Below are 24,596 nucleotides of genomic sequence, written 5' to 3' on the forward strand. Positions count from 1 at the left end.
GCGCTTAACGCGCCTGTCCGGGCTACTGGTCCGCAGACGATGATGAACCCGTAGCCCGGGTAAGCGCTGCGCGACCCGGGAAGAAAACGCACCGATACATTCATCCCGGCGTATCCCCGGGTTGCGGCGTAAACGCCTTACCCGGGCTACCGGTCCGCAGATGACGGTGAGCCCGTAGCCTGGGTCAGCGCAGCGCCACCGGGGAAGCACACCGCAGACGACGGTGAGTTGTCCGGAACCACAGACGGCGCGTTACCCGTAGCCCGGGTAAGCGCTGCGCGACCCGGGAACAGGCTATGCCTCAGCCGAGGATCGCCGTACTCAGCCGGCAGGTGCAGCAGCGGCGCCCCCGCTCGTCGAACACCGCAATTTCCCAGCTCTGGCCCTGACGCCCCAGGTGCAGCGGTCGACATTCACCGCGCACTTTACCGCTGGAAACCGCCCGGTGGTGAGTGGCGTTGAGCTCGGTGCCTACTACGCACTGCCCCTCTTCGGTCATCAACCATCCGGCCATTGAACCGAGGGTTTCTGCCAGCGCGGCGGAGGCGCCGCCGTGCAGCAGCCCGAACGGCTGATGGGTTCGCGCATCGACCGGCATTTCCGCCTCCAGTACCCCCTCTTCCAGCCGGGTATAAACGATGCCCAGATGCGCCACCATCGTATTCGCGCTGGTCGCATTAAGCGCATCCAGCGTCAGCTGACGTTTCCAGGCCATTTATGCTCCCAGCGTCGAGCCGCCGTCCACCACGATATCCTGCAGCGTGATGTGGCTGGCGTGAGCGGAGGCGAGGAACAGAATGGTATTGGCAATCTCCCGTGGACGGGCGATTTTGCCCAGCGGAATGCCCAGCTTAAACTGCTCGCCGAAGCCGCGAATACGCTGCTGTTCAGCGTCGTCGCTGACCCACAGCGTCCGCTGCATGTCGGTGTCGGTCGAGCCAGGAGAAACCAGATTACAGCGTACCCCGCTGCCCGCCAGCTCCAGGCCGACGGTCAGCGCCAGGCTCTTCAGCGCTGCTTTCGAAGCACCGTAAGCGCTCATGCCGATACGCGGGGTATGTGCGGCGTCGGAAGCCACGGTGATAATCGCCCCGCCCTTCTGGCGGCGAAACTGCGCCATCGTCTGCTGGAACAGGTTAAACGCCCCGCCGACGTTGACGGCGAAGGTCTGTTGCCAGTCCTCCAGGCTCAGCGCATCCGTCGGCCCCATCCGTAAAATGCCGGCGGCATTGACCAGCACATCCAGCCGTTCAATGCCAGCCAGCAGGCGACCGCAGACCTGCGCCACCTGCCGCGCGTCGGCGACATCCAGCGTCTCGGTGGCGAACGGATAGCTTTCACCGTCGAACGCCAGATCGAAGCCGGTTACCTGCGCGCCGGCCTCAACGAACGCCAGGGCGGTGGCGTAGCCGATCCCCTTGCCCGCCCCGGTGATCCACACGGTCTGGCCGTGAAAATCGAGTCCATTCATTATTTCACCTCGCGGGAAAGCAGCGCCCACCAGGCATCAATGGTCGGGTTTTTCGCCAGCACCACGAAGTCAATATCGCCGTGAACTTTACGCCAGCGCGCGGCGAGCGCCATCATGCGTACCGAATCCAGGCCGTAGTCGATCAGGTTTTCGTCATCCATCGGTTCATCGGATTCATCGAGCAGCGGCAGCACCAGCGCACGCAGCGCTGCTTTCGATGCCGGCAGCGGCAGCAACTCTTCAGTCATCACCACGCGACCGGAGCGGCCCGCCACGTAGTTGAGCGCCATCAGATGCTCTTCACGGCTGAAATCGGCCAGCGCATCGGCGACAAAGAATGGTTTAATATCGCGCATAAACGCGTCAGTCGCAGTGGTCATACAGCCGATATGGGCGTAAACGCCGGTGATGATCAGCTGATCGCGCCCCGCCTCTTTCAGCATCTCCTCCAACGGCGAGCGATGAAACGCGCTGTAGCGCCATTTCACCAGCACCGTGTCGCTGTCGTCCGGTGCGAGCGCGGCAATCACCTGCTGCTGTTCCGGCGAACGGGTCAGGCCCGGTCCCCACATGTCGTTCAGCAGCGCGCGGTCTTCATCGCTCTGCTCTTTCGGCTGAGCGGTGTAAAAGACCGGAATATGGTTCTGTTTGCAGAACTCGCGCAGGGCGGCGATGTTGGCCACTACTCTCTCCATCATCGGGCTGTTTTCGCCCCAGAAGTTGAGGAAATACTCCTGCATATCGTGGATCAACAGCGCGGCACGGGACGGCTCAAATGCCCAGTTCACTTTGTTCGCCGGGATATCGCTGGCTTCCGGCAGCGCGTAAGCCTGTAATTTTGGGATTGCCATTCTGTCTTCTCCTTCAGCCCAGCTTGCGTTCAGCCAGCCACTGACGTAATTGTTTTTTATCGACTTTGCCCACCGGCGTCAGCGGCAGCGCATCAACGCACTCCACGCGGTCCGGAAGTTTAAATTCTGCGACCCCTTGTTCACGCAGGAAGCGGCGCACCGCCACCGCACGCAGAGGCTCTTTCACTACCAGATACGCACAGCTTTTTTCACCGAGCAGGCTATCTTCCATGCTGACCAGCGCCGCGTGGATCACCGAAGGGTGGCGCAGCAGCAGGTTTTCGATCTCTTCCGCCGCGATCTTCTCGCCGCCGCGGTTGATCTGATCTTTTTCCCGCCCCTGCACGGTGATGTAGCCCGCTTCATCGATCGAAATCAGATCGCCCGAACAGTAGAAGCCCTCGGCATCAAAGGCTTCGGCATTATGCTGCGGGCTCTTGTAGTACCCGCGGAAGGTGTAAGGCCCGCGGGTCATCAGGCGTCCGACTTCGCCGCGCGGCAGCGGATTACCGTCGGCATCGGCCACCCACACTTCGTCATCCGGGCACATCGGACAGCCCTGGGTGTTGATGATGCGCTCGGGGCTGTCGTTGAGGCGGGTATAGTTCACCAGCCCCTCCGCCATGCCGAAGACCTGCTGCAGCTGGCAGCCGATTTCCGCCGGAATGCGCGCGGCGAGGGTCGCTGACAGGCGCGCTCCGCCCACCTGCAACAGTCGCAGCGATTGCAGTTGAGCATTGCTGCCGGCGTCATGGATCTCCTGTAGCCACAGGCTGACCGCGGGGGGAACCAGCGAGGTCAGGTTGATCTGGTGCTTTTCTATCAGCGGGAAGCAGAGGGTCGCGCTCGGATCGTGCGCTAACACCACCACGCCGCCCGCGAGGAACACGCCTAATGAACCCGGCGAGCTCATCGCGTAGTTGTGGGCGGCGGGAAGCGCGTTCAGGTAGCGCGTTTCGGCGCTCACGCCGCACAGCTCGTTGCTGCGGCGAATGCTATAGTCGTAGTCGTTATGCGTACGTGGAATGAGCTTCGGCGTCCCGGTACTGCCGCCGGAAAGCTGGAAAAAAGCCACTTCGTCGGCAGGCGTCGGATGCGCAACGAAACTATCGTCAGCGCGCTCAATGGCCGCCGTCAGGCTCTGCTCGCCGTCGTCGTTCAGCAGCAGCACCACGCGTACCGACGGATGTTGCGTAACAAAAGCGTTAAGAAAATCATCATCGGCAAACAGCGCATGTGCGCGGTCGGCAATCAGTAAGGCGGGTTCAATTTGCGCGGCGTAGGCGTTCAGCTCGCTACGCTGATGGCTGAACAGCGCGTTGACCGGCGCCACGCCAATGCGCAGCAGCGCGAAAAAGTTAATATAGAATTCCGCGACGTTGCCCAGCTGCACCAGCGCCGTTTCGCCGCGCTTCAGGCCAAGACGCTGCAGCGAGGAAGCGAGGTTATCCACCAGGTGGTTGAATTCACGATAGCTGTAGCTTCTTTCGCCGTCGATAATCGCCGGGGCGTCGTTTTCCGCATGACGGGTAATCAGATGGGTTAACGGCAGATCCTGCCAGTAACCTTTTTGCCGATAGCGGGCCGCGAACGCTTCCGGCCAGCGGGTAAATTCGATCATCATCGTCCCTTATTGCAAGCCGAATACGTTCAGCATGGTGGTCAATTTGACGCCGGTTTCGCGCCACTCGCCCAACGGCGAAGAGGCCGGAACGATACCTGCGCCGGCAAATAGCCGCAGGGTGCGCTGCTGCAGGCGCGCGCAGCGGATGGTCACTACCCACTCGCCGTTGCCTTCATCATCACACCAGCCGACAATGCCGCCGAATAGCTGGCGGTCGAACGGCTCCAGTTCGCCGATCAGGCGTTTCGCCGCCTGATGCGGGAAACCGCTCAGCGCCGGAGTCGGATGCAGCAGGCAGGCCAGCGACATGGCATTCTCGTTTGCCAGCGCGGTACCCTGAATCTGCGTCGCCAGATGCCACAGGGTCGGCGTGGTGATCAGTTGCGGAGAGTCCGGCAGAGAGAGTTCGCTGCTGCGCGGCGCTAATACGGCCTTCATCGCCTGAGTCACCAGCTCATGTTCATGGCGGTCTTTTTCCGACGCCAGCAGCCTGTGCCCTGCTTCACGATCCAGCACATTGTCCGGCTGGCGGCGGGCAGAACCGGCCAGCGGAAGAGAGCTGAAATGCGCGCCTTCTTTACGCAGCAGCAGCTCTGGGCTTGCGCCCAGCAGCACGCCGCCGTCTGAGAGCGGCACGTGGAAGTTAAAGCTGGCCGGGTTCTGGGCGATCAGGCGCTCGAGCAGCGCCCCGCTATCGACTCGTTCGCGGGTGGTGATATCAATCAGGCGCGACAGGACTACCTTGTCCACTTCCGGCGTCGCGGTGAGGGCCGCCGCGCGCGCCACCATCGCCATAAAGGTATCCTGCTCGGGGATCTCCCGGCGCTGCACGACATCCATCGGATTTTGCCCCGACGCATAGCGCGCGGAGTGCTGCTTTTCAGTGCGGGAGAATGCTGTCCAGCTCGCGGGGATAAACAGCTCGGAGGGCTCGCTGGTATCGAACGGAATGGCGCCGACCATCACCGGCCTGGCGATCCCGGCAGTTCGCGCCGCTTTAAAAGCAGCGGCCATTTTTTGCTGAAACTCTCCGTTCGGATCATCGCCGTCGGCGGCGGGATGAGAGAATCGGCTAAAGCAGCCAGCGGTGGTGAAACTGCGGTACGGCGACATAAAGAAGAAGCTTTCCGGCGGCAGGGTCATTTTTTTCTCCCGAACTTCCTCAGCCAAAGACGTTTCCATATCATCCTCCAAAAACGATAAAGATATTACGAATAATTATCATTTATATTTTGGTTGGCTAACCTAAAAGGTATTGCGCTTTATGTCAACCGTACAGGTAGCATGTTGTGCGACTTATACTCGTCATACTTCAAGTTGCAGGTGTGTTGGCTGTGTTCGCTCACCCGAATCACTTACTACAGTAAGCTCATCGGGATTCGTTCACTTGCCGCCTTCCTGCAACTCGAATTATTAGGGTATAGACTTGCATCCACGCGGCGCAAAGCTGAAAATGAGAAGCATTTATCACCACTCAATCAGGATGCGAATACGTGAATTTCTCCACCTTTTGCCGCCGTACCCTCCTCGCCAGCGGCCTGGCGATTTTAGGTATTAGCTCAGCGCTGGCGGCAGACTGGCCACGACAGATTACCGACAGCCGCGGAACACATACGCTGGAAAGCCAGCCGTTGCGCATTGTTTCCACCAGCGTGACGCTGACCGGCTCGCTGCTGGCGATTGACGCGCCGGTGGTGGCCAGCGGGGCCACGACGCCCAATAACCGCGTCGCCGATGGCCAGGGTTTTTTGCGGCAATGGAGCGAGGTGGCGAAAGCGCGCAAGCTCTCACGCCTCTATATTGGCGAACCGAGCGCTGAGGCCGTCGCCGCGCAAATGCCGGATTTGATTCTGATTAGCGCCACCGGCGGCGATTCGGCGATGACGCTCTACGACCAGCTTTCCACCATCGCTCCAACGCTTATCATTAACTACGATGATAAAAGCTGGCAGGCCCTGCTGACCCAACTGGGGGAGATTACCGGCCACGAAAAACAGGCGGCGGAGAGAATCGCGGAGTTTGATAAAAAGCTAGCGGCGCTGAAAGAGAAAATGAAGCTGCCGCCGCAGCCGGTCACCGCGCTGGTCTATACCGCCGCGGCCCATAGCGCCAATATCTGGACCAAAGAATCCGCTCAGGGACAGCTGCTCGAGCAGTTAGGCTTTACCCTCGCCGACCTGCCCGGCGGGCTGCATGCCAGCCAGAGCCAGGGAAAACGTCATGATATCGTGCAGTTGGGCGGGGAGAATCTGGCCGCCGGGCTTAATGGCCAGAGCCTGTTCCTGTTCGCCGGCGACCAAAAGGACGCCGACGCGATTGACGCCAATCCGCTGCTGGCGCATCTGCCAGCGGTCGAAGGCAAACGCGTTTATCCGCTAGGGACGGAAACCTTCCGCCTGGATTACTACAGCGCCGTTCTGGTGCTGCAGCGTTTAGCAGCTCTCTTTGCCTAAGCCGATCTCCCGGGGGCGGCGCAAAGCGCCTGACCAGGCTACAGGACCGCAGACCGCTGGGGAAGCGTAGCCCGGACAGATGCGCAGCATCGCCGCCGGGAAACCCAGCGGAGTTAACTTTCGCTGACCACTTCCGGGCGCTGAAAGCGGCGCAGTTCGCGTAACAGCCCCACCAGCACCGCGCCTACAATCACCAGCGCCCAACCGCTGGCGCTCGCCGAGGCCACCGGCGTCAGGATCGCGCCCAGTCCGCCGAGCAGCGCCGCGCCTATCGCATCGCCGGTCACGTTCTGCGCGGTCCACAGACCGTTGATGCGCCCGAGCATATTTTCCGGGGTCTGGGTCTGAATCAGCGTATATTGCAGCAGCGAGCTTATCGCACTCAGCCAGCCAAACAGCGCCAGACACAGCGCGCCCAGCTCCCACACCGGCATCAGGCTGAACAGCGCAATCGCCACAAACGAGCCGACGGTGGTCGCCAGCATCAGCACGCCCGGCCTCGCCGTCTGCGCCAGTTGCCCGCTGGTCAACGCTCCGAGCGCCGCGCCGAGAGGGATCGCGGCATACAAAAGGCCAATCTGCGACGCCGACATCTGCCAGCTTCCGGCCAGCGCCGGATAGAGCACGCGCACCGCGCTGGCCATCGTCAGCAGGCCGCCAAGCAGCGCGATGCCGCCGATAAGCGGGCTGTTAAACAGAAACTTCAGCCCCGCGTTCAGCGATTTCAGCGGGTGCTCGCGCGGCTGCGGCGGCGGCGCCAGCAGCGGTAAACGCAGGAGGGTCAACGTGGTGATAAAGGTTCCCGCCGCCGCCAGGCCATAGTTCCAGGCCACGCCGCCGGTTGCCAGCAGCAGACCGCCAATCATCGGCGAAATCACCGAGCCCAGCCGCACCGTCAACATGGTGATCGCCCCTGCCTGCATCAGATTTTCCCGGCCAACCAGCGCCGGCGTCGCCGCCAGCAGCGCGGTCACGCCAATAGAAGCGAACAGACCGTCCCAGATACCGAGCAGATAGATGGCGATTAACGACGGCTCCGGCAGCATGGCGTTCAGGCACAGCCCAACGAAGCCAATCCCGCAGGTGCCGCGCGCCAGCAGGATCAAACGCTTGCGCTCATAGCGGTCGGCAAGCACGCCGCCGATCATCAAACCGACAAACATTGAAGCGCCGGTCAAGGTCACCGACAGCCCCACTTGCCAGGTCGAATGGGTCATCATCTGGATTTGCACCGGGATCGCCACGCCCAGCAGGCCAAGCGACAGGATTGAAATAAAACGAGCGATAAAGACGGCGCGAAAGGCCGGGTGAGTTTTCAACAAGCTGAGATTCAGCAGCCAGGATTGTCGGTTCATGACAGCGCCTTGTTATTATTTTCCATACCATTTTTATGGGTGCACATGCTAACATAACTGAATAGAATCGATAACGATAATTACTATCATTATCATGCCAGGGATGTAAGCCATGTCGTGTTCCACGACCGCGGCGCGCGCCTTTGCCGTGCCGGGTCTTTTAATCGTTTTAATCATCGCCGTTGCGCTCAGCCTGTTGATCGGCGCCAAACCCCTACCGTTTAGCGTCGTCCTCGATGCCTTCACCGGCACCTGCCAGAGCGCCGATTGCACCATCGTCCTTGATGCCCGGCTGCCGCGAACCCTCGCAGGGCTGCTGGCCGGCGGCGCGCTGGGTCTGGCCGGCGCGCTGATGCAAACGCTGACCCGCAACCCGCTGGCGGACCCGGGGATCCTTGGCGTCAACTCCGGCGCCAGCTTCGCTATCGTGCTCGGCGCGGCGCTGTTTGGCCTTTCCTCGCCGCAGGAGCAGCTGCTGATGGCCTTTTGCGGCGCGTTCGGCGCCTCGCTGCTGGTCGCCTTTACCGGCAGCCAGGGCGGCGGACAGCTTAGCCCCGTGCGTCTGACCCTCGCGGGGGTCGCCCTGGCGGCGGTGCTGGAAGGGCTTTCCAGCGGTATCGCGCTGCTTAATCCTGACGTCTATGACCAACTGCGCTTCTGGCAGGCGGGCTCGCTGGACGTGCGCACCCTGCAAACCCTGAAAATTGTGCTAATCCCGGTGCTGATGGCCGGTCTGGTGACCCTACTGCTGAGTCGGGCCTTAAACAGCCTGAGCCTCGGTAACGATACGGCCACCGCCCTCGGCAGCCGCGTCGCGCGGACTCAGCTTATCGGTCTGCTCGCGATTACGGTCCTGTGCGGTAGCGCCACGGCGGTGGTTGGGCCAATCGCCTTTATCGGCCTGATGATGCCGCATATGGCCCGCTGGCTGGTGGGCGCGGATCATCGCTGGTCGCTGCCGGTGACCCTGCTGGCGACCCCCGCTCTGCTGCTGTTTGCCGACGTACTGGGGCGCCTGCTGGTGCCCGGCGAACTGCGGGTTTCGGTGGTCAGCGCCTTTATCGGCGCGCCGGTGCTGATCTGGCTGGTGCGCCGCCAGCCGCGCGGAGGTGGCATGTGATTGCGCCTTCTCGTCGCCTGATATTGAGCTGTCTGCTGCTGCTGGTCGCCAGCGTGCTGGTCTCCCTGTGGGGGCTGGGTAGCGGCCTGGTGCCGTTAAGCGTTGAGCAGGTTATCTCCGCGCTGCTCGGCGATGCGCCGCGTAACGTCACCCTGGTGGTGACCGAGTGGCGACTGCCGCGCGTGCTGATGGCGCTGCTGATCGGCGCCGCCCTTGGCGTCAGCGGCGCGATTTTCCAGTCGCTGACCCGTAACCCGCTGGGTAGCCCGGACGTGATGGGATTCAACACCGGGGCCTGGAGCGGCGTGCTGGTGGCGATGGTGATGTTCGGCCAGAACCTGGCGGCTATCGCCATGGCGGCAATGGTTGGCGGTATTCTCACCGCGCTGGTGGTCTGGCTGCTGGCGTGGCGCAACGGCATTGAGACCTTTCGCCTGATTATAATCGGCATCGGCGTGCGGGCCATGCTGGTGGCGTTCAACACCTGGCTGCTGCTGCGCGCTTCGCTGGAAACCGCCCTCTCCGCCGGGCTGTGGTATGCCGGTTCGCTTAACGGTCTGACCTGGGGGAAAACCTGGCCCTCCGCGCCGCTGATTCTCTTGATGCTGGCGTGCGGGGCGCTGCTGGCGCGGCGTATGCGGCTGCTGGAGATGGGCGACGACACCGCCTGCGCGCTGGGCGTGCGGGTTGAACGCTCGCGGCTGCTGCTGATGCTGGTCGGGGTGGTGCTGACCGCCGCCGCTACCGCGCTCGCCGGGCCGATTTCGTTTATCGCCCTCGTGGCGCCGCATATCGCGCGGCGCCTTAGCGGTACCGCCCGCTGGGGGCTGGCGCAGGCGGCGCTATGCGGCGCCCTGCTGCTGGCGCTGTCTGACTACTGCGCGCAGCGTCTGTTTATGCCCTATCAGTTACCGGTGGGCGTGGTGACCGTCAGCATTGGCGGCATCTACCTTATCGGGTTATTAATTCAGGAGTCCCGCAAAAAATGACCGCTGTAACCTCCCGTTTGCGCGGCGACCAGTTGACCCTGGCGTACGGCAAAAAAACCATCGCCGAATCGCTGAACGTCACCATTCCCGACGGCCACTTTACCGCCATTATTGGCCCCAACGGCTGTGGTAAATCGACGCTGCTGCGCACTCTGAGCCGCCTGATGACGCCCGCCAGCGGTCATGTTTATCTCGACGGCGAGCAGATCCAGCGTTACGCCAGTAAAGAGGTTGCCAAACGCATCGGCCTGCTGGCGCAGAACGCCACCACCCCGGGGGATATTACGGTCCAGGAGCTGGTGGCCCGCGGGCGCTATCCGCACCAGCCGCTTTTTACCCGCTGGCGCAAAGAGGATGAAGAGGCGGTCAGCAGAGCGATGAAGGCCACCGGTATTACCGATCTGGCGCGACAAAGCGTCGATACGCTATCCGGCGGCCAGCGCCAGCGGGCGTGGATCGCCATGGTGCTGGCCCAGGAGACGGCGATTATGCTGCTCGATGAGCCCACCACCTGGCTGGATATCAGCCATCAGATCGATCTGCTTGAGCTGCTGAGCGAGCTGAATCAGCAGAAGGGTTATACGCTGGCGGCGGTGCTGCACGATCTGAACCAGGCCTGCCGCTACGCCACCCATTTGATTGCCCTGCGCGAGGGTAAAATCGTCGCCGAAGGCGCGCCGAAGGAGATCGTCAGCACGGAGCTCATTGAAAAGGTTTACGGTCTGCGCTGTACGATCATAGAGGATCCGGTGGCACATACGCCGCTGGTGGTGCCGCTGGGTCGAAAGTAGAGACTCCCGGCTCGCGCTACGCTTAGCCGGGCTACGGGTTCACCGCCTTCTGCGGGCCGGTAGCCCGGACAGGCGCGTCAAGCGCCGCCTCCGGGAAATGTGCCAGGTCTGAAATGCTCTGCGGTTTGCTTCCCCGGTGGCGCTTCGCTGACCGGGCTACGGGTTCACCACCATTTGCAACCCGGGAGTTCATCGTTCCCTAACCCAGTATCTCCCTGAGCACCGGGCCGATCGCTTCAAAAGCCTGCTGAGAGATAATATCCACGTGGGCGCAATCCTGGCTAAATACCTCCAGCTCACCGACCCACGGCCTCCAGACCCTCTGCGGATCCATCCCGGGCTGACGAGTTTTCTCCGCCACAAACAGCGTCGCCTTACCGTCAAACTTCGCGCTGTGCGCGGTGGTCAGCAGGCGCACCGCGTCGGCGTAGTTACCCTCGATCACGCTGAACAGCTCGCCGGAAGCCTGCCCCTGCTGAGCGGCAAGAAACGCCTCGCGCTCGCGGGCGATCTCCGCCAGCACCTCAGGATCCAGACCGTTGGCCTCTTTCTCCGCCCAGTTCTGCGTTTCCGGCGGCCAGGTATCCAGCAGGCCGAGAAACGCCACCGCTTCGCCGCGCTGGCGTAAGCGGGCGGCAATTCCCTGCGCCAGGGTGCCGCCGAGCGAATAGCCCAGCAGATAATAGGGGCCGTGGGGCTGCTGCGAAAGCAGGGTTTGCAGATGATGCTCGCAGACCGCATCCAGATCCGCCGCCGTCGCCATCGGTCCGTGCGGTCGCGGCGACTGAATGCCGACGATCGACCAGCGCGGGTTTAAATAACGCGCCAGCACGCTGAACTGCCAGGCAAAACCGGAAGCCGGGTGGAAGCAAAATAGCGTCGGGCCGTCGCTCTCGCGCAGCGGCAGGATCGCGTCGAAACCCAGCCGTTGCGCCTGCTCATCGCTGAGATCCGATACCAGCAGCGCGCTCAGCTTGCCGACGGTAGAAGCGACCATCACCTGCCCCGGCGTCACCTGGCGTTGCAGTTCGCGGCCGAGCGTCGCCGCCAGACGCATCGCCAGCAGCGAATGGCCGCCGAGGGCGAAGAAATCGGCGTCGATATCGTTCACCTCGCAGCCCAGCAGCTGGCTGAACGCTGCGGCAACGGTGGTTTCAACGCCCGGCTCCGGCGGACGACCGCGGCTTACGCGGCTCAGCGTCGGCAGCGGCAGCGCTTTGCGATCCAGCTTGCCGTTGGCGCTCAGCGGCAGCGCCGGCAGCTGAATCAGCACCACCGGCACCATATGCGGCGGCAACTGTTCGCCAAGCCGCGCTTTAAGCGCCTCGGTATCCAGCGGCAGGCCGGATTCAGAAACCAGATAGCCCACCAGCTGGCGGGCATCGCCCCCGGTCGCCGCCGCCTGGTTGAAGACGCAGGCGTGAGCCACCGCCTGCGCAACGTCCGGCAGCGCCGACATTGCGCGATCAATTTCCCCAAGTTCGATCCGCTGGCCGCGGATTTTTAGCTGATCGTCGCTGCGCCCGAGATACTCGACCGCGCCGTTATCCAGCCAGCGGGCAACGTCGCCGGTGCGGTACATGCGCTCGCCCGGCGCGTAAGGATCGGCGATAAAGCGGCTGGCGGTTAAATCGGGACGCCCGAGATAACCCTGCGCCAGCTGAATGCCGGTCAGGTAGAGATCCCCCGCCACGCCCGGCGGTACCGGGCGCATCGATGCATCCAGAATACGCAATCCGGTATTCCATACCGGCCAGCCAATCGGCACGCTGGCGCCGGTTACCGCCGCCAGAGCAGGCCCGCAGGCCGGATACCAGCTGACGTCCACCGCCGCTTCCGTCGGTCCATACAGGTTATGCAACGGCGCGCCGGTCAGTGATTCCCACTCCCGGCACAGCGTTGTCGGCAACGCTTCACCACTACAAAATACTCGTTGCAGGGTTTGGCAGGAGGCGACATTTTCCGTATCCAGCGAAGCGACAAACGCCGCCAGCATCGACGGCACAAAGTGGGTGGTGGTCACGCCGTAGCGGGCAAAAAACTGCTGCATCGCCAGCGGATCGCGATGGGCTTCCGGCTCGGCCATCACCAGCTGCGCGCCGGCGATAAACGGCCACCAGAACTCCCATACCGACACATCAAAGCTGCACGGCGTTTTCTGCGCCACCACATCATCGGCGGTGAGCGGATAGTGGTCCTGCATCCACAGCAGGCGGTTGACGATGGCGGTTTGCCCGACCATGACTCCTTTCGGTCGCCCCGTCGAGCCGGAAGTGAAGATGATATACGCGGTATGTTCCGGCTGCGAGAGCGCCAGCGGCGCGGCATCCGCCGTCGCCAGCGGCTGCTGGTAGCACAAGCTTTCGAGGCCGGGAATATCGCTAAAGCGCGCCCGCTGATCTTCAGAGGTAATCAACAGCGACGGCCGGGCGTCTTCCAGCATCATCCGCAGACGATCGTCGGGATAGCCGGTATCCAGCGGCAGCCAGGCGGCGCCGGCTTCAACGATGCCGTGCAGCGCCAGGGTCAGAAATACCGAACGCGGCAGCGCCACCGCCACGCTATCGCCCGGTTTGACGCCCCGCGCGCGAAGCTGTTCAGCCAACGCCACCACCTGCTGGCGCATCTCGCGGTAGCTAAACTGCCAGCGGCCGTCCGCCAGCGCCGGGGCATCCGGGGTTTTCGCCGCCTGCTCCGCCACCAGGGCGCTCAGGGTGGTGAGCGGCAGATCGACGGCGGTGGCGTTCACCCGCCGTAGTTGCTCCGCTTCCGCCGCCGATAGCATATTCACGTCGCCGCAGCGCAGGGCCGGATTATCGGCAAACTGCGCCAGCAGCGCGGAAAGTCGGGCGATATGGTTGCCCAGCGTCTGTTTATCATAACGCTGCTTATTGGCCAGCACCTCCAGAGACAGGCCACCGGCTTCATCCGGGAACAGCGCCAGCTCCAGGTCGTTGACCGGACCGGTCGCCAGGGTATGGGTTATCGCCTGTACGCCATCGATATCTAGCTGATAATCAAAAACTTTAATATTAAGCACCGGGCCAAACAGTGGTTCATCGCCCGCCGCCTTGCCGCTGTCGCGGACAATCTGTTCGGCATCATAGCGCTGATGGCGGCGCATTTTCCTCAGCTGTCCGGCAAGACGCGCGGCCAGCTCCGGCAGCGTTTCCCCGGCGTCAATGGTGACCGCCAGCGGCAGAACGTTGAGCACCGGACCGGTGGCGGTGAGCGCCGCGGAGCCCATACGACGCATAAAAATAAAGCCTGCGGCATACTCCGTTCGGCTGCACAGCCGTCCCAGCCACAGGGCGGTCAGCGCCAGCGCCAGATCCGCGCGCTGGCACTGCGGCGCACTTGCCGCCAGCCGGCTAAAGACGCCGGCATCCGCCTCCAGCTTCATGCGCCAGATATCGCTGCTGGTCGCCCTTCCCGCTAGCGGCGCGTCCGACAGCGAGGCCGGGGACGGCAGCGCCTGACGCTGCGCCTGCCAGAACCGTTTGTCACGCTGCCAGGCGTCGCTGCCGTAATAGCGCTGGTACTCTTCCACCACCTCAGCAAAGGGCGTAAACGGCGAGGCGGGCGTATCTTCACCGCGCTGCCAGGCACGATAAATTGCGGCGATCTGGCGGGTAATGGCCGGGAAGCTGAAGCCATCGACCAGCAAATGGTGGTAACGCTGATACCAGTACCAGCACTTATCCCCCACCCGCAGCAGCTGATGGCAGACCAGCGGATTACCGCCGTCCACCCGCAGATTCTGCCCGAGGTCGGCCTGCATCAGCGCCAACGCCGCGGCGTGCGGATCGCTCAACGCGCGCAGATCCCGACAGTCCGGCTCGGCAAAAATGCGATGTTCATCGACCCACTGCCAGGCTTCGCCGTTATCTTCACAAAAGCGCATGCTGAGGGTGTCGGCCTGCGACAGCCCGGTGATAATCGCCCGCCCGAGCAGGACCGGGTCAATATCGCCGCGCAGCTCAACATAGTGGGCGACGCTCCAGGCACCGGGCAGCGTCGAGAGGCGCTCCGCCATCCAGATCCCAGGCTGCGCCGCAACCAGCGGTAAACGTGTGGTCATTATCGGCTCCTCAGGACGCATGGTGGGCGGGGCTCAAGGTAGACCAGTTCGCCGCCAGCCAGGCGTTGCACGCCTCTAACGACTGCGGCGGGCACTCTACCGACCAGCCTTGCGGCAGCGCGCAGTGGCGCGGCCACAGGCTGTACTGCTGCTGCTCATTGCGCAGGATGTAAAACTGCCCTTGTGGATTGTCGAAGGGATTACTGAATTGCATGTCAAATTCCTCGTAAAGCGCGGTTTGCTACTCGTCACGGCATAAAGGCTGCCACAGCTGGATGAGCCCCGCCGTCAGCCCGCCGCGCCAGCACAGCGCATCATGCCCGCCGTCAACCTGACGCCAGAAAATCGTCTGCTGTTCCAGATGCGTCAGTAGCGCCTGGTTAGCGCGAAAAATGATCGGCTCGCGAATACCGGCTTCCAGCCAGATACGTAGCCCTTGCGGATGTAATTCGCCGCGGCTCAGGCGGTCAACCAGCAGGCCCGTCTGCGCGCCGCCGCGATGCGGCCACCAGTAGGAGCCGGACTGGCTGAGCACGCAGCCAAAGCGCTGGGGCCAGTAGAGGGCGGCGAACATCGACGCCAGTCCGCCAAAGCTCTGCCCCGCCACCACCGTGCGATCGGCGCGATCGCTAAAAGGCGCTAGCCGGTGAACCATTGGCAGCAGCTCTTCCTGTACCGCCAGCCAGAACGCGTCATTGCAGGGCAGCTCTGCGGCCCGGTGTGAGTTATCAATCGCGTCAATCAGCAGATAAACTGCCGGCGGCAGCCGTTTTTCGCGGGTTAGGCCCGCCAGCGGCGACCATACCGGCATGCTTTCGGCCCAGAACTGGCCGTCGAGCAGGATCGCCAACGGGCGCTGCTGCGGCTGCGCGTCGCCGGTGGCGTAAACCCATATTCGTCTGCGGTTACCGAGCCGCTGGCTGCGCCACTCAATGCAGATCGGAGGCTGATAAGGCTCATCGCGCAGCGCCCAGCCCGGCTGCTCAGGGGCTTCCGGCAGCTCCAGCGCGGAGACCGCGTGACCGCGCCCGCCCTTCCAGCTTTGCGGATTAAGTGGGTCGGCAATCGCCCGCGGCAGCAGCTTGCGCCAGCCTTCGCGCAGCAGCGCGCGGTCCGGGCTGTCGCCGTTAAAAAGCTGAGGAGAAAAATCGTCGTCGCGCGCGGAAGGGATAAAGCAGTAGCTGCCGCGCCAGGTGGGAGAAAGCGTGGTTTGCCAGCACCAGGCATCGGTGCCGGGAATGCGCTGCAGCGTTTGCGGCACGGCGTTTTTATGATGGTCAGTCACGCCGGTAATATAAATCCACACCCGCCGGGTTGCCGAAGACGCTTCGTCGCCCGCCGGATCGCGCCACCAGAAGGTCACCCGATACGCGTCGTCCACGGCCTCTATTTGCGGACCGGAGATAGTGCGCCACCAGTCGTCGCATCCTGTCTTATGCATTCCTTTTCAACCCTATGTTTATCGTGACATTTATCAACAAACGCATTAATAAACGCAATATTTATTGATAATATTATTGATAACTATTTTCATTTGCAATAGCGTATTAGCGCGCTGTGGGAAGCGCGTCTTTCAAAAATAAACATGTCAGAGAGGGCTCATTTAGCCAGCGACGGAATGCCTTTGCCCTCGACTGGCACTATTGATTCCGCCTCCCCTCCCGACGGGAAGGGCCTTTGGGGAAGGCGGCGACGAAAAGCAGGAATGACAATGAATAACAGGATCAAATCCCTGGCCTTGCTGGTCAATCTGGGAATCTACGGGGCTGCCTTTCCGCTGAGCGCGGCGGAAACGGCCTCCGATAGCAAAGCCGCAGCCGCTGATGAAACCATGGTCGTCACCGCCGCCGAGCAGAACCTGCAGGCCCCCGGCGTTTCAACCATTACCGCGGACGAAATTCGTAAACGCCCGCCCGCGCGCGACGTGTCGGAAATTATTCGTACCATGCCCGGCGTTAACCTGACCGGCAACTCCACCAGCGGCCAGCGCGGCAACAATCGCCAGATTGATATTCGCGGCATGGGCCCGGAAAACACCCTGATCCTGATTGACGGCAAGCCCGTGACCAGCCGCAACTCCGTACGTCTGGGCTGGCGCGGCGAGCGCGATACCCGCGGCGATACCTCATGGGTACCGCCGGAGCTGATCGAACGTATTGAAGTCATTCGCGGCCCGGCGGCCGCGCGCTACGGCAACGGCGCGGCGGGCGGCGTGGTCAATATCATCACCAAGAAGAGCGACGGCGAATGGCACGGTTCATGGAATACCTACATGAACGCCCCGGAGCATAAAGACGAAGGCTCGACTAAACGCACCAACTTTAGCCTCAGTGGCCCGCTGGGCGGCGATTTCAGCTTCCGCCTGCTGGGCAACCTCGACAAAACCCAGGCCGATGCCTGGGATATCAACGACGGACATCAGTCCGAGCGTACCGGCGCCTATGCCAATACCATGCCTGCCGGGCGCGAAGGGGTGAAAAATAAGAACATTAACGGCGTCGTGCGCTGGGATTTCGCCCCGATGCAGTCGCTGGAGTTTGAATCCGGCTACAGCCGTCAGGGCAACCTCTACGCGGGCGATACGCAGAACACCAATACCAACGATCTGGTGAAAGAGAACTACGGTAAAGAGACGAACCGCCTCTATCGCCAGACTTACTCCGTCACCTGGAACGGCGGCTGGGATAACGGCGTGACCACCAGCAACTGGGCCCAGTACGAACGTACCCGTAACTCGCGTAAAGGCGAAGGTCTGGCGGGCGGCACGGAAGGTATCTTCAACAGCAACCAGTTCAGCGATATCGACCTCGCCGACGTGATGCTGCACAGCGAAGTCAACATTCCTCTGGATCTGGTGTTCAAACAGAACCTGACGCTGGGCACCGAGTGGAATCAGCAGCGGATGAAGGATCTGGCGTCAAATACCCAGACCTTTATGGGCGGCGATATCGACGGCTATGACAGCACCGGCCGTAGCCCGTACTCGAAGGCCGAGATCTTCTCCCTGTTTGCCGAAGATAACGTGGAGCTGACCGACACCACCATGCTGACGCCGGCGCTGCGTTTCGATCATCACACGATCGTCGGCAACAACTGGAGCCCGTCGCTGAACCTGTCTCAGGGTCTGTGGGATGACTTCACGTTAAAAATGGGCATCGCCCGCGCCTACAAAGCGCCGAGCCTGTACCAAACTAACCCGAACTATATTCTCTATAGTAAAGGCCAGGGCTGCTACGCCAGCGGTAACGGCACCGGTTGCTACATGATGGGTAACGATGACCTGAAAGCCGAAACCAGCATCAACAAAGAGATTGGCCTTGAGTTTAAGCGCGACGGCTGGCTGGCGGGGGTGACCTGGTTCCGCAACGACTACCGCGATAAAATCGAAGCGGGCTACGCGCCGATTGCAAAAACGTCGAAAGGTAACGTCAAAACCGATATCTATCAGTGGGAAAACGTGCCGAAAGCGGTGGTTGAAGGTCTGGAAGGCACCCTGAACGTGCCGGTCAGCGAAACGGTGAACTGGACCAATAACATCACTTATATGCTGCAAAGTAAAAACAAGGAAACCGGCGATCGTCTGTCGATTATTCCGGAATACACCTTGAACTCTACCCTGAGCTGGCAGATTCAGCAGGATATTTCCGTACAGTCGACCTTCACCTGGTACGGCAAGCAGCAGCCGAAGAAATATAACTACAAAGGTCAACCGGCGGAGGGTTCTGAAACGGACGAAGTCAGCCCGTACAGCATCGTTGGCCTGAGCGCCACTTGGGATGTGACCAAAAACGTCAGCCTGACCGGCGGCGTGGATAACGTCTTCGACAAGCGCCACTGGCGCGCGGGTAATGCGCAAACCACCGGTAGCCTGACCGATGTTTCTTATATGGCTGGCGCTGGCGCCAATACCTATAACGAATCAGGCCGCACCTGGTATATGAGCGTCAATACCCACTTCTGATTGTCTACCGTTCCCCCGCCCTCTTCCCATAGAGGGCGGAAGGGAGAATCTGTTAACATCGCCTGATGCACATCCAACACTCGATCATTCAACTTGCCGGTCACTCGCTGCAGCGGGTGGATTTCGACCCGTTGACCTTCCAGCCTGAAGACCTCCTCTGGCTCCCGCATCATGCCCGGTTAAGCGGCTGCGTCCGCAAGCGGCAGTCCGAGCATCTCGCCGGGCGTATCGCCGCGGTTTACGCGCTGCGGGAAGTGGGTGAAAAAGAGGTGCCTGCCATTGGTGACCAACGCCAGCCCCTGTGGCCCGCGCCGTGGTACGGCAGCATCAGCCACTGCGAACGCAGCGCGCTGGCGGTTGTCTCCGCCGGGCCGGTCGGCGTTGATATCGAACGAGTCATGGCGCCTTCGCTGGCGGCGGAACTGGAAAGCAGCATCATCAATAGCGCGGAAAAAAGACGGCTGGACGCCAGCGGCCTGCCGCCTGAGCTGGCGCTGACGCTGGCGTTTTCGGCAAAAGAGAGCGCGTTTAAGGCCAGCCATTCGGCGATCCAGGCCAGGATAGGTTTCAGCGACTTTGAAGTTACATATATAAAGGAAGGAAACCTGCGGCTTCGGCTCTCCGCCGGGGAGTATCAGCTACAGTGGATTAAGGCAGGGGACTGCGTCATCACGCTCTGCGCGCCATAAAAGACGCGCCGCTGCGACAACCGGAGACGGATGGCAACCCGCTTTCAGCACCATAGCCGCATTTCTGCCGGGCGGCGGCTACCGCCTTGCCCGGCCTACGAATACCGCGCTACCCTCTCGCTGCACATTTGTTGCAGGCCCGGTATCACCGGGCACGCGCTTGCCACTCGCTGATATCAGCGCATTTTCTGCGCCAGTTCGGCGACGGATGCGGCATCGAAACCGTGATGTTTACGCAGCCAGCCGCGGTCCGCCGCCGCCGCATACTCGCCATCCGGGATCCCCAGACGTTTGAGCGGGATTCCCGCGCCGGCTTCGGCCAGCACTTCCGCCACCAGGCTCCCAAGGCCGCCGTTGACGTTATGCTCCTCCACCGTAATCACCGTCTTGCACGGCTTCAGGGCCGCCAGCAGCGCGGCGGTATCGCAAGGGCGAATAGACGGCACGCTCACCACTTTGGCCTGAATCCCCGCATCGGCCAGCATCTGCGCGGCATCGACGATTTCGTGCACCGTCGATCCGGTAGCGACCAGCGCGATATCCTCGCCTTCCCGCAACGTGATGACCGCTCCCGGCACAAAGCGATAGCTTTCGTCATACAGTTCCGGCAGCGCCTTACCGTCAAGACGAACATAGACCGGCCCCTGATAGCCGATGGCGTAATCGATAATCTGTCGACATTCGCGCGGCGAAGACGGGGCGAAAATCTGGATATTGCCGAAGCCGCGCATCACCGCCAGGTCGTCAATCGCGTGATGGGTGCTGGCCAGCGGTCCGTAACTGGCGCCGGCGTTAAGGCCAAATAGCTTAACGTTGGTGTTGTTGTAGCAAACGTCGACCTTAATCTGCTCATTAGCGCGGGAAATCAGGAACGGCGCGGCGTTACAGGTGACCGCCACTTTCCCCCCCAGCGCCAGACCCGCCGCCGTCCCGACCATGCTCTGCTCGGCGATGCCCACGTTCACCAGACGACCGGGGAACTGCTTAATAAACGGCGCGATTTTGGCCGTTGAGGTGGAGTCAGCGACGACCGGCACCAGATCGACGCCGCGGTCAACCGCATCAATAAAGGCCTGAACCATCACGCTCGCCAGGTGTTCTGCATTACTCATCTTTCAGTTCCTCCAGTGCCAGTGCAATCTCTTCGCCTTTCGGTACCCGGTGGTGCCACTCCGGGCGCCCCTGGATAAAGGAAATACCGGCGCCTTTCGTGGTGTTGGCGATAACGACGTTCGGTTTACCTTCCTGCTTCAGCCCTTCCAGGGTCGCGACAACCGAGGCCATGTCGTTGCCCTGGCATTCGGTGACCGTCATCCCGAAGGCCTTCCATTTGTCGGCCAGCGGATCGGTATTCATAATTTCGCGCGTCGGCCCCGCCAGCTGGAGATTGTTCTTGTCATTAATAATGATCAGATTATCAAGGCCGTAGTGCGCCGCGGCTAGCGCCGCTTCCCAGTTACTGCCCTCCGCCAGTTCGCCATCGCCGGTAATTAAAAAGATGCGGCGGGAGCTGTTGCTTTTTTTCGCCGCCAGCGCCAGCCCCACCGCAACAGGCAAACCGTGGCCCAGCGCGCCGGTGTTGAGCTCAATGCCCGGCGTTTTCTGACGAACCGGATGACCGGGAAGATGGGAATTGGCATGCTGATAGGTGTCCAGCCAGTCAACCGGGAAGAAGCCCGCCTCGGCCAGCACGCAGTAGTAGCAGCCCACCGCATGGCCTTTCGACTGGATGTAAATATCGCGCTGATCGTCAGCAAGACGCTCCGGCGCGACGTTCAGAATGCGGAAATAGAGCGCGGTGAGCAGTTCAACCTGCGACAGGTCGGCGCCGGTGTGCCCGCCCGCAGGGCTGTTGGCGTTCAATCTGACGATATGGCGACGTACGGCGCGGGCTTTGCGCTCGAGTGCCTGGACATCATAGCTATAGGGATTCATTTAATACCTCTGAATTTATTTTCAACTTGGAATATTTATTCCGTCAGGGACTAAAAAAACCAGACATCCCCAGGCAACGCATCGTAAGACTTACGCCGCTGCATCATACTCAGGAACATTCTGCCTCCTTACCACCGGGCATGACGTCACCCGGGCACTTTTCAGTTGACCTGAAATCGCCATGAATATATATTCACTTGCGACTCTTTATTCAATTATGCAGCTACTGTTCTGTTTTTGTCCATCGCTGATTTTGAGGATTGGCGAAAGTTAGATATCCATCACACTTAACTGTCTTTTCTTTTCGCGTATGATAATGAGCTCTAACATAATGGCTGCACGTAAATGATTTTCGGGGAAATATATGGCTAAGCAGGATGAACAACGGCTATTAGTTAAGATTGCCACGCTCTACTATCTTGAAGGACGAAAGCAGTCCGATATCGCTCAACTTCTCTCGCTTTCTCAGTCATTTATCTCCCGAGCGATCGCCCGCTGCCAAAAAGAGGGCGTGGTCAAAATCAGCGTTGTTCAGCCATCGAATATTTTCCTCAATCTTGAAAAAGGCCTCGAGGATCGCTACGGAATTAAACAGGCCATCGTCGTGGATACCGAAGACGACGCCAACGATCACACCATCAAGCGCGCCATCGGTTCCGCCGCCGCCCACTATCTGGAAACGCGATTGCGGCCGAAAGATCTGATCGGCGTCTCTTCGTGGAGTTCGACTATCCGCGCAATGGTTGATGAGGTTCACGCCCAAAACCTGAAGGCCAACGGCGTGATTCAACTGCTTGGCGGCGTGGGCCCAAATGGTAACGTGCAGGCGACTATCCTGACCCAGACCCTGGCGCAGCATCTGAACTGTGAAGCCTGGCTACTCCCTTCCCAGAGCATTGAAGGCTCCACTGAGGAGAAAAATCGCCTCGTGGCCAGCAAAGATGTCGCCGACGTCATTGCCCGCTTCGACGAAGTCGATATCGCCATCGTCGGAATTGGCATCCTTGAGCCTTCGCAGCTGCTCAAAACTTCCGGTAACTACTATCACGAAGATATGCTCCAGGTGCTGGCGGAACGCGGCGCCGTGGGCGACATTTGCCTGCACTACTACGATAAAAACGGCAAGGCGGTGTTACGCGATGATGAAGATCCTGTGATCGGCATGGCGCTGGAGAAGGTGAAGAAGTGCCCTAACGTGGTGGCCCTTGCCGGTGGCAGCGAGAAGGTGGCGGCTATCAAAGGCGCGCTTTCGGGCGGTTATATCGATGTTCTGATCACCGATTATCCAACGGCCAGGCTGCTTATCGCCGGGTAATTTCCTCACTCAAACACTTTCCCACAGCCTTTACGCTCTCCTTCAGGCGTAAAGGCTTAGGCAATAAATTTTTATATTTCAATCGTATATAACCATCCAACCGCGCTCTTTTCCTCCGACATCCGGAAGCTTCACCAAACGGATAAGTGTGATTGCCAGCACAATTGATAACTTTTCCGGTAGCCCGACGGGAAGTTTCTGGCTAAGGTAACAAATAAATAATCACTATCGAATATATATTCAGTGATTAAAAAAGTGAAAACGAATTGTCACATCATGGCCTGCTAAGAAGCAATGCGATAAAGAGGAATACCGACTTCCCCCTCCGCGCCAGGACGAAGTGTGACTCAGGAGACTACCTAATGCAGGCAACACGTAAAGAGTTCATCATTGCGCTGGACGAAGGCACCACCAATGCCAAAGCCGTCGTACTCGATAGCCGCGGCCAGGTCGTGGTGAAATTCTCTCAGCCGCTGGCGCTCCAGACGCCGCGTGAAGGCTGGGTCGAGCAGTCGGGAGAAGTCCTGGTTGACGCTTCGCTGGCGGTTATCGCGAAAGCGGTAGCGCACGTTGGCGCAGAAAAGGTCGCGGCATTAGCCATCAGCAACCAGCGCGAGACCGCGATCGGCTGGTATCGCCAGAGCGGTAAGCCAATTAACGCCGCGATCACCTGGCAGTGCAGCCGCAGCGCCGCGTTTTGCGATGAACTGCGCCACAGCGATAAAGAGCAGCAAATCAAGGCCGTGACCGGCCTGCCGATCGCGCCTCTGTTTTCGGCCTCGAAAATGCGCTGGCTGCTGGAATCTCTTCATGAGGGGCGCGCGCTGGCTGAGCGCGGAGAAATCTGCCTCGGCACTATCGACAGCTGGCTGCTGTGGAACTTAACCCAGGGCGATGCGTTCTACTGCGATTACTCCAATGCCGCGCGTACCCAGCTGCTGAACCTGCAAACCGGCCAGTGGGACGACGACATGTTGGCGCTGTTCCAGATCCCGCGCGCCGCGCTGCCGGAGATCAAGCCCTCCAGCGGATTGTTTGGCTATACCCGGGGGTTGAACGCTATCCCAGACGGTATTCCGGTGATGGCGATGGTCGGGGATTCCCACGCCGCGCTGTTTGGCCACGCGCTGGGCGAACTCGGCTGCGTGAAAGCCACCTACGGTACGGGGTCATCGGTGATGGCGCCGGTAAAATCCGCACAGTGCGATATCGACGCGCTGGCCACCACCATCGCCTGGCACGACGGCGACAGCATCACCTACGGACTCGAAGGTAATATTCCGCATACCGGCGATGCCGTAGCGTGGATGGCGGACAGCACCGGCTTGAGCGAACTTTCCGATGCTGAACTGGCGCATGAACTCAACACCCTGCCCACCTCCGTGGACTCCACGCTGGGCGTCTATTTTGTGCCGGCGTTAACCGGCCTGGGCGCCCCGTGGTGGGATGACAGCGCCCGCGGCGTGATTTGCGGCCTGAGCCGCGGCGTCAAGCGCGCCCATCTGATTCGCGCCGCGCTGGAATCCATTACCTATCAAATTGCCGATGTTGTGGTGGCGATGCGCCAGCAGGACGACTTCCACTTAACGGCGCTGATGGTCGACGGTGGCCCGACTAAGAACGACTGGTTAATGCAGTATCAGGCTGACCTGCTTGGCTGCCCGGTGATGCGCAGCGACGTTGCCGAGCTGTCGGCGATTGGCGCGGCCCTCCTTGCGCGCAAGGCCCTGAATCCGGGAACGGTCACCGACCTGAAAGCCTTTTTAACCGAACACAGCGAATTTATCCCCGATATGGCCCGCCACCAGCGCCTGCAGAAGAGATGGCAGGAGTGGCGCCATGCGGTGAACAGAACATTATGGAAACCGGCAACGTCCGCCTGACGCCCACCAGGGAATCGAACGCGTGACGCACCTTAGAGCCTATTCCCGTAGGCGTTATTGGCGCAGGCAGTTTGAATA

Annotated in this window: 19 protein-coding genes; 8 read left to right on the top strand and 11 right to left on the bottom strand. The window is 60.9% G+C overall.

Features of this window, described 5'->3' with window-relative positions; all coding sequences use genetic code 11:
• Positions 1 to 301: 301 nt before the first annotated feature.
• Genes entH through entC form a run of 5 tightly spaced genes read right to left on the bottom strand, consistent with a single transcriptional unit; the run spans position 302 to position 5,128 of the window.
• Positions 302 to 715 carry a proofreading thioesterase EntH gene (entH, locus tag EGY08_RS07260; protein ID WP_049114832.1) on the bottom strand — a complete coding sequence of 138 codons (414 nt, stop codon included), beginning with the start codon at positions 713 to 715 and terminating at the stop codon, positions 302 to 304.
• The gene (entA, locus tag EGY08_RS07265) at positions 716 to 1,471 is read right to left on the bottom strand and encodes a 2,3-dihydro-2,3-dihydroxybenzoate dehydrogenase EntA (protein WP_004130336.1); all 756 of its coding nucleotides are present in this window, start codon (positions 1,469 to 1,471) and stop codon (positions 716 to 718) included. It lies immediately after the preceding gene.
• Positions 1,471 to 2,322: an enterobactin biosynthesis bifunctional isochorismatase/aryl carrier protein EntB gene (entB, locus tag EGY08_RS07270; RefSeq protein WP_004130335.1), complete on the bottom strand. Its 852-nt coding sequence runs from the start codon at positions 2,320 to 2,322 to the stop codon at positions 1,471 to 1,473. The genes entA and entB overlap by 1 nt, the downstream gene beginning before the upstream one ends.
• A gap of 13 nt (positions 2,323 to 2,335) precedes the next feature.
• Positions 2,336 to 3,943 (bottom strand): (2,3-dihydroxybenzoyl)adenylate synthase EntE, encoded by a 1,608-nt coding sequence (entE, locus tag EGY08_RS07275; RefSeq protein WP_123829413.1) that lies wholly within the window; start codon positions 3,941 to 3,943, stop codon positions 2,336 to 2,338.
• A gap of 9 nt (positions 3,944 to 3,952) precedes the next feature.
• Complete coding sequence (gene entC, locus EGY08_RS07280) at positions 3,953 to 5,128, bottom strand: isochorismate synthase EntC (RefSeq protein ID WP_123828351.1); 1,176 nt, start codon at positions 5,126 to 5,128, stop codon at positions 3,953 to 3,955.
• Between the two features lie 311 nt (positions 5,129 to 5,439).
• Here entC and fepB point away from each other — a divergent pair, with 311 nt between their 5' ends.
• A complete protein-coding gene (gene fepB / locus EGY08_RS07290) occupies positions 5,440 to 6,399 on the top strand; it encodes a Fe2+-enterobactin ABC transporter substrate-binding protein (RefSeq protein ID WP_049113738.1) in 960 nt (319 codons plus the stop codon).
• A 113-nt stretch (positions 6,400 to 6,512) separates the two neighbouring features.
• Here the strand turns inward: fepB and entS are convergent, their stop codons facing one another.
• Positions 6,513 to 7,754: an enterobactin transporter EntS gene (gene entS, locus EGY08_RS07295; RefSeq protein ID WP_004130327.1), complete on the bottom strand. Its 1,242-nt coding sequence runs from the start codon at positions 7,752 to 7,754 to the stop codon at positions 6,513 to 6,515.
• A 112-nt stretch (positions 7,755 to 7,866) separates the two neighbouring features.
• Here entS and fepD point away from each other — a divergent pair, with 112 nt between their 5' ends.
• From fepD to fepC, 3 genes are read left to right on the top strand one after another with little or no spacing between them, the layout of a single operon-like run.
• Positions 7,867 to 8,874: a Fe(3+)-siderophore ABC transporter permease gene (gene fepD / locus EGY08_RS07300; protein ID WP_087828685.1), complete on the top strand. Its 1,008-nt coding sequence runs from the start codon at positions 7,867 to 7,869 to the stop codon at positions 8,872 to 8,874.
• Complete coding sequence (gene fepG / locus EGY08_RS07305; protein WP_004130323.1) at positions 8,871 to 9,863, top strand: iron-enterobactin ABC transporter permease; 993 nt, start codon at positions 8,871 to 8,873, stop codon at positions 9,861 to 9,863. Before fepD ends, fepG begins: the two co-directional genes overlap by 4 nt.
• A complete protein-coding gene (gene fepC / locus EGY08_RS07310) occupies positions 9,860 to 10,654 on the top strand; it encodes an iron-enterobactin ABC transporter ATP-binding protein (RefSeq protein ID WP_087828686.1) in 795 nt (264 codons plus the stop codon). Before fepG ends, fepC begins: the two co-directional genes overlap by 4 nt.
• A gap of 199 nt (positions 10,655 to 10,853) precedes the next feature.
• Here the strand turns inward: fepC and entF are convergent, their stop codons facing one another.
• Genes entF through fes form a run of 3 tightly spaced genes read right to left on the bottom strand, consistent with a single transcriptional unit; the run spans position 10,854 to position 16,176 of the window.
• Positions 10,854 to 14,735, bottom strand: a complete 3,882-nt coding sequence (gene entF / locus EGY08_RS07315) for an enterobactin non-ribosomal peptide synthetase EntF (protein WP_123828352.1) — start codon at positions 14,733 to 14,735, stop codon at positions 10,854 to 10,856.
• Between the two features lie 10 nt (positions 14,736 to 14,745).
• Entirely contained in the window at positions 14,746 to 14,949 is a 204-nt protein-coding gene (locus tag EGY08_RS07320) for an MbtH family protein (protein WP_049113610.1), read from the bottom strand.
• Positions 14,950 to 14,976: 27 nt separating this feature from the next.
• The gene (gene fes, locus EGY08_RS07325) at positions 14,977 to 16,176 is read right to left on the bottom strand and encodes an enterochelin esterase (protein ID WP_004130317.1); all 1,200 of its coding nucleotides are present in this window, start codon (positions 16,174 to 16,176) and stop codon (positions 14,977 to 14,979) included.
• A gap of 270 nt (positions 16,177 to 16,446) precedes the next feature.
• Between fes and EGY08_RS07335 the strand changes: the two genes are divergently transcribed.
• The gene (locus EGY08_RS07335) at positions 16,447 to 18,696 is read left to right on the top strand and encodes a TonB-dependent siderophore receptor (protein ID WP_123828353.1); all 2,250 of its coding nucleotides are present in this window, start codon (positions 16,447 to 16,449) and stop codon (positions 18,694 to 18,696) included.
• Between the two features lie 65 nt (positions 18,697 to 18,761).
• Entirely contained in the window at positions 18,762 to 19,385 is a 624-nt protein-coding gene (gene entD / locus EGY08_RS07340; RefSeq protein ID WP_004130314.1) for an enterobactin synthase subunit EntD, read from the top strand.
• 176 nt (positions 19,386 to 19,561) lie between these two features.
• Here entD and EGY08_RS07345 read toward each other — a convergent pair whose 3' ends face one another.
• The gene (locus tag EGY08_RS07345; RefSeq protein ID WP_049113604.1) at positions 19,562 to 20,497 is read right to left on the bottom strand and encodes a transketolase family protein; all 936 of its coding nucleotides are present in this window, start codon (positions 20,495 to 20,497) and stop codon (positions 19,562 to 19,564) included.
• On the bottom strand, positions 20,490 to 21,320 hold the full coding sequence (locus EGY08_RS07350) for a transketolase (RefSeq protein ID WP_004130310.1): 831 nt from the start codon (positions 21,318 to 21,320) through the stop codon (positions 20,490 to 20,492). The genes EGY08_RS07345 and EGY08_RS07350 overlap by 8 nt, the downstream gene beginning before the upstream one ends.
• A 364-nt stretch (positions 21,321 to 21,684) precedes the next feature.
• Between EGY08_RS07350 and EGY08_RS07355 the strand changes: the two genes are divergently transcribed.
• A complete protein-coding gene (locus tag EGY08_RS07355; protein WP_004130309.1) occupies positions 21,685 to 22,635 on the top strand; it encodes a sugar-binding transcriptional regulator in 951 nt (316 codons plus the stop codon).
• 362 nt (positions 22,636 to 22,997) lie between these two features.
• Positions 22,998 to 24,518 (top strand): FGGY family carbohydrate kinase, encoded by a 1,521-nt coding sequence (locus tag EGY08_RS07360; RefSeq protein ID WP_123828354.1) that lies wholly within the window; start codon positions 22,998 to 23,000, stop codon positions 24,516 to 24,518.
• The last annotated feature ends 78 nt before the right edge of the window (positions 24,519 to 24,596 follow it).

Origin of the sequence: Klebsiella sp. FDAARGOS_511 (genome assembly GCF_003812845.1) — a bacterium.
In the GTDB taxonomy this organism is placed as follows: domain Bacteria; phylum Pseudomonadota; class Gammaproteobacteria; order Enterobacterales; family Enterobacteriaceae; genus Klebsiella; species Klebsiella grimontii.